The organism is Photorhabdus temperata (assembly GCF_025384845.1).
In the GTDB taxonomy this organism is placed as follows: Bacteria; Pseudomonadota; Gammaproteobacteria; order Enterobacterales; family Enterobacteriaceae; genus Photorhabdus; species Photorhabdus temperata.
Genome location: NZ_JAJAFX010000025.1, coordinates 71,451 through 77,879, shown reverse-complemented (window position 1 = coordinate 77,879; position 6,429 = coordinate 71,451). Strand labels below are relative to the sequence as shown.

Genomic DNA, 6,429 nt, shown 5'->3' with positions numbered 1-6,429 from the left:
TTTTTCTTATTACACAGTGAAATCTGAGCTTAGAAATTCTTTTCTGATAATTAATTTCAATGTGGTTTCCTAAATAAAAAGCATATAATGGCTTGATATTTTCTTAGTACTACAGCCGTATTTTGGGTTTTGCGATTGTGATATTAGAAAGAGAATTAAAGTGCCTTGAGGTACTCAGGGTTTTTGCAGAAGACTCTGTTCGTGGAGGTCATCAGCTAGATTTGTTTAGAATGGTTTTACTGTAAAGTTGATGTCTAGTGAGTGATTTACTTTTAGCTCAAGTTATATGGGGAGTATTATTTTATTTTTACTCTTGTATTAAGAGCATTAAAAATTTATTCATGGAAGGTAATTCGTGCGACTTTGCTAAGATTTCCTGGGAAAAATAATGTCATGTAAGCGGTTATAAACACTCTACGAGCTGGAACCCGACAATTAAAATAACAAGCTAGCCTTCTCTTATATTTATGAATCACGTATTTTAGTTGGTGCTCATAGTAATAGGCTAAAATATCTAGATCTCGAATTTAAATCATTTACTAAAATCGTTCATATCTTTCTCATCAGGAAGCTCGCTATATTTCATCAGATTTTTATTACCATCTATCACTATTAATTCTTTCGGTGGTTTAAAGCAGCTACTCAATGGGGAACGGCAGTGTTTTTGAGATTTATGATGAATACCCAACCAGTCACTAATAAGATAATAATTATCTGAAGTTGAAAAAGGCGCATTTACTACACCAGTGTGGCGATATCGTGCATTAACATTATCGTTATACCAGATAAATAAGGGGATATTATAAGTATCTTTTCGTGGGTTACTGACACCATGATGATAACGGATATCACCATTCTTATCTAAGCGTTGTAATCCGTGATCTGAGAAATAGAGGATAGAGGCTTTTTCTTCTTTGATTTTATTGATGATTTTTCTTATTAGCTGGTCTGTATAAGCTATTGAACTATCATAGCAGTTATCATCTTCATTCGATGAAAAGGATATCAATTTATTTTCTGGGAAACGGTTACAGGATGGCTCATGACTTCCGTAGATATGCATGATAATAAGTTTCTTACCTTTTTGTTCTAGGGCATCATCTAAATAAGGTAACAACTCTTCATCATATCCAATATATTTATTCCATTTCTGATTATCAGCCATATTAGCGATAACGGTAATTAAGCTGTTACTTTTGCCAGATCTGCCTTGATTACTTATCCAGGTTGTCTTAAATCCTGCATCTTTAGCTAAGGATACAATATTGTCAGCATAATGAGCCTTATCTTTGAGCTGATATAAGGTGATATTAGACAGTGAAATAGGTACAGATAATATAGTAACTGGTGCTGGAGAAATAGCTTGATTGAGTATCAGCATATTTTTCTGCATTATGTCTAATGTTGGTGTTGTGATTTTATTATAACCGTATAGAGACATATGGTCTCTTCTTGCTGATTCTCCTATTAGTAATATATAAATATCAATATCTTTATATTTTTTTATATAATTAAAATTCACTTTAACAGATGTAATTTTCCTGATTTGTTGATTTTCATATATTGCTCTTACCATTGCTGATGAGTTATAGAATGGTGTTCCCATTAAAAAATGCTCTGACAAAATTACTTTATCTGAATATTTTTTTTCTGAAATATAATAATCAATTGGTACTAATAAGCAAATAAATAATAAAGCCCATATATTGGCTTTTAGAAATCGGGAATCTGTATTTTTTGATAACCATCTTATAGACAGAAAATAAGTTAACATCATGAAAGTAAAGAAGAATACATAATATTTGTTGTAAGACAACATACCTACAGCTTCACTGCTATTTGTATTGATAAAAGTATTAGCAATAGTTGAAGAGAAGCTTATCTGGTGTTTGCTAGAGAAGAAAAATGATGTGGATATATTAAGTGACCATAATAAAGAGATAAGTAAAATTAAAGGCTTGAAATATTTAAAATGATAGAGAAATGCATTAGTACTTGTTAGTAAAAAACTCAGTAATACTATCTTTAACTTATACTCATTAGCCACATTACCAATGAAAATTATTGGCAATAAAGCCAGAATCAAGATAATAAGAATGGGTAATTTATTTCTCATATAGGCTAATTGTGTTAAGTAACGAATTGAAATAGTAAAGTTAATCATTAACCTGAGAGTAAAACAAGAGACTAACTTGTGAAATAGCTCTGAGTTCAGATGGTTTCCTAATAAAAATACCTCTCCCGAAGGAGAGGTTGAGTATAAAATCGTAACTAATATGATTTTCCTTGTGCGATACCAAGCCCTGTTTGTGATCGAATAAATTGGGTTCTGAATTGTTCTCTTTCCCGCATACCCTGTAGTGAATTATCGGTAAGAGAAAATAGCCATGAACCTGTAAAAGCGATAATCATTGAGAATAATGCTGGATATTCATAAGGATAGATTGATTTTTCGTGGCCGAGAATGTTGACCCAAATTGTAGGACCTAGAATCATCAAAACGACAGCTGTAATTAATCCCAGCCAACCTCCGATTAATGCGCCGCGGGTAGTGAGTTTGCGCCAGTACATAGACAAAAGAATGATTGGGAAGTTACAGCTTGCAGCAATAGAGAATGCCAATCCAACCATAAAGGCTATGTTCTGATTCTCAAATAAAACACCTAATCCGATTGCGACAAACCCAAGTATCACAACAGTTATTTTTGACACTTTCAATTCATCGCGCTCGTTGGCTTTGCCACGTTTAATGACGTTTGCGTACAGGTCGTGTGATACTGCTGATGCTCCAGCCAGTGTCAGTCCTGCTACAACTGCCAGAATAGTGGCAAAAGCTACAGCGGAGATAAAACCAAGGAACAAATCCCCCCCAACTGCACTTGCAAGGTGAACGGCTGCCATGTTAGTACCACCGATTAGCGCACCTGTAGCATCTTTAAATGACGGGTTTGGGCTGACCAGTAAAATAGCGCCAAAACCGATGATGAATGTCAGAATGTAAAAATAGCCGATGAAGCCAGTTGCATAGAAAACGCTTTTCCGTGCTTCTTTCGCATCACTTACAGTAAAGAAACGCATAATGATATGAGGTAAACCAGCGGTACCGAACATCAATGCGAGACCAAGGGAAAGTGCGGAAATCGGATCAGATACCAAACCTCCTGGGCTCATGATGGCTTCACCTTTTGAATGAGCAGTAACAGCTTCTTTAAACAGAGTGTTGAAATTGAAGCTTACCGCTTTCATGACCATAAGAGCCATAAAGGTGGTACCAGCCAGCAATAGAATGGCTTTGATAATTTGTACCCAAGTCGTTGCCAGCATGCCGCCAAACAGAACATAAAGTACCATCAGAATACCAACTAATACGACCGCAATATGGTAATTCAGGCCAAAAAGCAATTCGATAAGCTTACCTGCTCCAACCATCTGTGCAATAAGATAGAGGGCAACAACAACCAGTGAGCCAATGGCAGATAAAGTACGGATTGGGCGTTGCTGTAACCGGTAAGAAGCAACATCTGCAAAAGTGTAACGCCCAAGATTTCTTAATCGTTCGGCAATCAGAAACAGGATAATGGGCCAGCCAATTAGAAAGCCGATAGAATAAATCAGCCCGTCGTAACCAGACGTGTAGACCAGAGCGGAAATACCAAGGAATGATGCTGCGGACATAAAATCCCCCGCAATCGCCATGCCATTTTGGAAACCAGTAATGCGCCCACCCGCAGTGTAATAGTCAGTACGGGAGCGTGTTTTCTTTGAGGCCCAGTAAGTAATATAGAGTGTGAAACCAACAAACAGGACAAACATAATAATGGCCTGAATGTTGATGGGTTGCTTTTCTACGGAACCTGAGATTGTGTCGGCCCATATGAGATCAGGAAATAGCAGTATTATTATCAGCAAAAATTTCTTCATTTTTTTACCTCGTCAAGAATTTGTGAGGTAAGACGATCGAATTCGCCATTAGCTCTGATGACATACAGGCCAGTTAAGATGAATGAGATAACAATTAAGCCAATGCCAACGGGTATCCCACGGGTAATATATGAACCAGCATAAAGAGGGGTACCCAGCCATTCGGGTGCAAATGCAATGAGGAAAATAAAGCTGACATACAAAACTAATGTGATTATTGATAGCAGCCATGCAAAACGGCCTCGTTTTTCAACCAATTCTTTGAAACGAGGATTGTTCTCAATCCCTTGGTAAATGGCGTCATTCATCAGAATGTCCTCTTATATTTTTATTATATTCGTTGATTAAGCCGCCTTGCGGCGGCATGGTATGTCACGAAATACTCATTGTTTGTTTTTCTTCCAATAGTTTTTCCACTACTCCTGGATCTGCCAGTGTTGAGGTATCTCCCAGATTACTGGTATCACCGGAAGCAATTTTACGCAGGATACGGCGCATAATTTTTCCTGAGCGGGTTTTTGGTAAAGAATCTGTCCAGTGCAGGATATCCGGTGTCGCGATCGGGCCGATTTCTTTACGTACCCAATTGCGGACTTCGATATATAATTCTGGGGAAGGTTCTTCGCCGTGATTCAAAGTGACATAGGCATAAATTGCCTGCCCTTTGATATTATGCGGAACACCGACGACAGCGGCTTCAGCAATTTTGGGGTGGGAAACCAAAGCGGATTCAATTTCAGCCGTGCCCAGACGATGACCGGAGATATTCAATACATCATCAACACGGCCAGTTATCCAATAATAGCCATCTTCATCACGGCGTGCACCATCACCACTAAAGTACATTCCCTTAAAGGTAGAGAAGTAGGTTTGTTCGAAACGGTCATGATCGCCAAACAGTGAGCGTGCTTGTCCTGGCCAGGAATCAGTAATAACCAGGTTTCCTTCACAAGTACCTTCTAATTGCTCACCAAGGTTATCAACCAGGGCTGGTTGAACACCGAAGAAAGGCAGAGTTGCGGAACCTGCTTTCAGTTCAGTTGCTCCTGGCAGTGGCGTTATCATGAAGCCGCCGGTTTCTGTTTGCCACCAGGTATCAACAACCGGACATTGACTGTTACCAATTTTCTGGTAATACCATTCCCATGCTTCCGGGTTAATCGGCTCACCAACAGATCCCAGAATACGCAGAGAAGTACGTTTCGTTCCCTCAATAGCTTTGTCACCCTCAGCCATCAGGGCTCGAATTGCTGTTGGTGCCGTGTACAGGATATTTACCTGATGTTTATCAACAACCTGACTTAGACGGTTAACCGCAGGATAATTTGGTACGCCTTCGAACATCAGAGTGATAGCACCGCAGGAAAGCGGCCCGTAGAGCAGATAACTATGTCCAGTCACCCAGCCCACATCAGCTGTACACCAATAGATTTCGCCTGGATGATAGTCGAATACATATTTAAATGTTAAGGATGCATATACCAGATAGCCACCGGTGGTGTGCAGCACGCCTTTAGGTTTACCGGTAGATCCGGAAGTATAGAGAATAAACAGGGGATCTTCTGCGTTCATCTCTTCAACTGGGCAGTCAGCACTTACGCCCGCTGTCAACTCATGCCACCAAAGGTCGCGACCAGAGTACCAATTACCGATATTTCCAGTACGTTTAAAAACAATAACATTGGATACACTGACAACTGCTGGATTACTTAATGCGTCATCAACATTCTTTTTCAGGGGAATTGTACGTCCAGCTCTCAAACCCTCATCGGCAGTGATAACCAATTTAGTGTTCGAATCAATGATGCGACCGGATACGGCATCAGGAGAAAAACCTGCGAAAATAACAGAATGGATAGCACCAATGCGGGCACATGCTAACATGGCAATTGCTGCTTCCGGCACCATCGGCATGTAAATAGCAACAACATCACCTTTTTTAATACCAAGATTTTTCAATGCATTAGCAAACTGGCATACATCATGATGCAGTTCACGATAGGTTACTGTTTTGGACTCTGCTGGATCGTCGCCTTCCCAGATAATAGCGGTTTGAGCGCCATGCTCTTTTAAATGGCGATCGAGACAGTTTGCGCTTAGATTCAGTGTTCCATCTTCAAACCAACGGATATTGACATGTCCAGGATCAAAAGAGGTATTCTTTACCTTGGTGTAAGGCTTAATCCAATCAACAATGTTACCTTTCTCACCCCAAAATCTTTCGGGATCTTGCAGCGATAATTGATAGTCTTGTTGATATTGTTGTTTATTCATCAGGGCATGTTCTGCAATGACAGCAGGAATAGAGTGCTTCATTATTTGAGTCATATTAATATTCTCCTTGCGAATGTTAATAGTATGTCAAAACAAGGTTAACTAAAGTGTAAGGAGAATTTTTGTTTTTTTTTTGCGCGGAAGATCACGCAATAAAAAGAATATTTTTCACGTAATTGTCATTTGGTGTGGTGGGGATAATTGGGTTTAATTGCTAACCAAAAATAGTAATTT

General features: G+C 39.1%; 4 protein-coding genes. All 4 read right to left on the bottom strand.

Annotation, left to right across the window (positions count from 1 at the left end):
• Positions 1-532 precede the first annotated feature (532 nt).
• Positions 533-2,164 (bottom strand): phosphoethanolamine transferase, encoded by a 1,632-nt coding sequence (locus tag LGZ99_RS11625; protein WP_262979126.1) that lies wholly within the window; start codon positions 2,162-2,164, stop codon positions 533-535.
• 107 nt (positions 2,165-2,271) lie between these two features.
• Positions 2,272-3,921, bottom strand: a complete 1,650-nt coding sequence (gene actP, locus LGZ99_RS11620; RefSeq protein ID WP_262979125.1) for a cation/acetate symporter ActP — start codon at positions 3,919-3,921, stop codon at positions 2,272-2,274.
• Positions 3,918-4,229: a DUF485 domain-containing protein gene (locus LGZ99_RS11615; protein WP_021325497.1), complete on the bottom strand. Its 312-nt coding sequence runs from the start codon at positions 4,227-4,229 to the stop codon at positions 3,918-3,920. The genes actP and LGZ99_RS11615 overlap by 4 nt, the downstream gene beginning before the upstream one ends.
• Positions 4,230-4,293: 64 nt before the next feature.
• The gene (acs, locus tag LGZ99_RS11610) at positions 4,294-6,249 is read right to left on the bottom strand and encodes an acetate--CoA ligase (RefSeq protein WP_036839227.1); all 1,956 of its coding nucleotides are present in this window, start codon (positions 6,247-6,249) and stop codon (positions 4,294-4,296) included.
• Between the last annotated feature and the right edge of the window lie 180 nt (positions 6,250-6,429).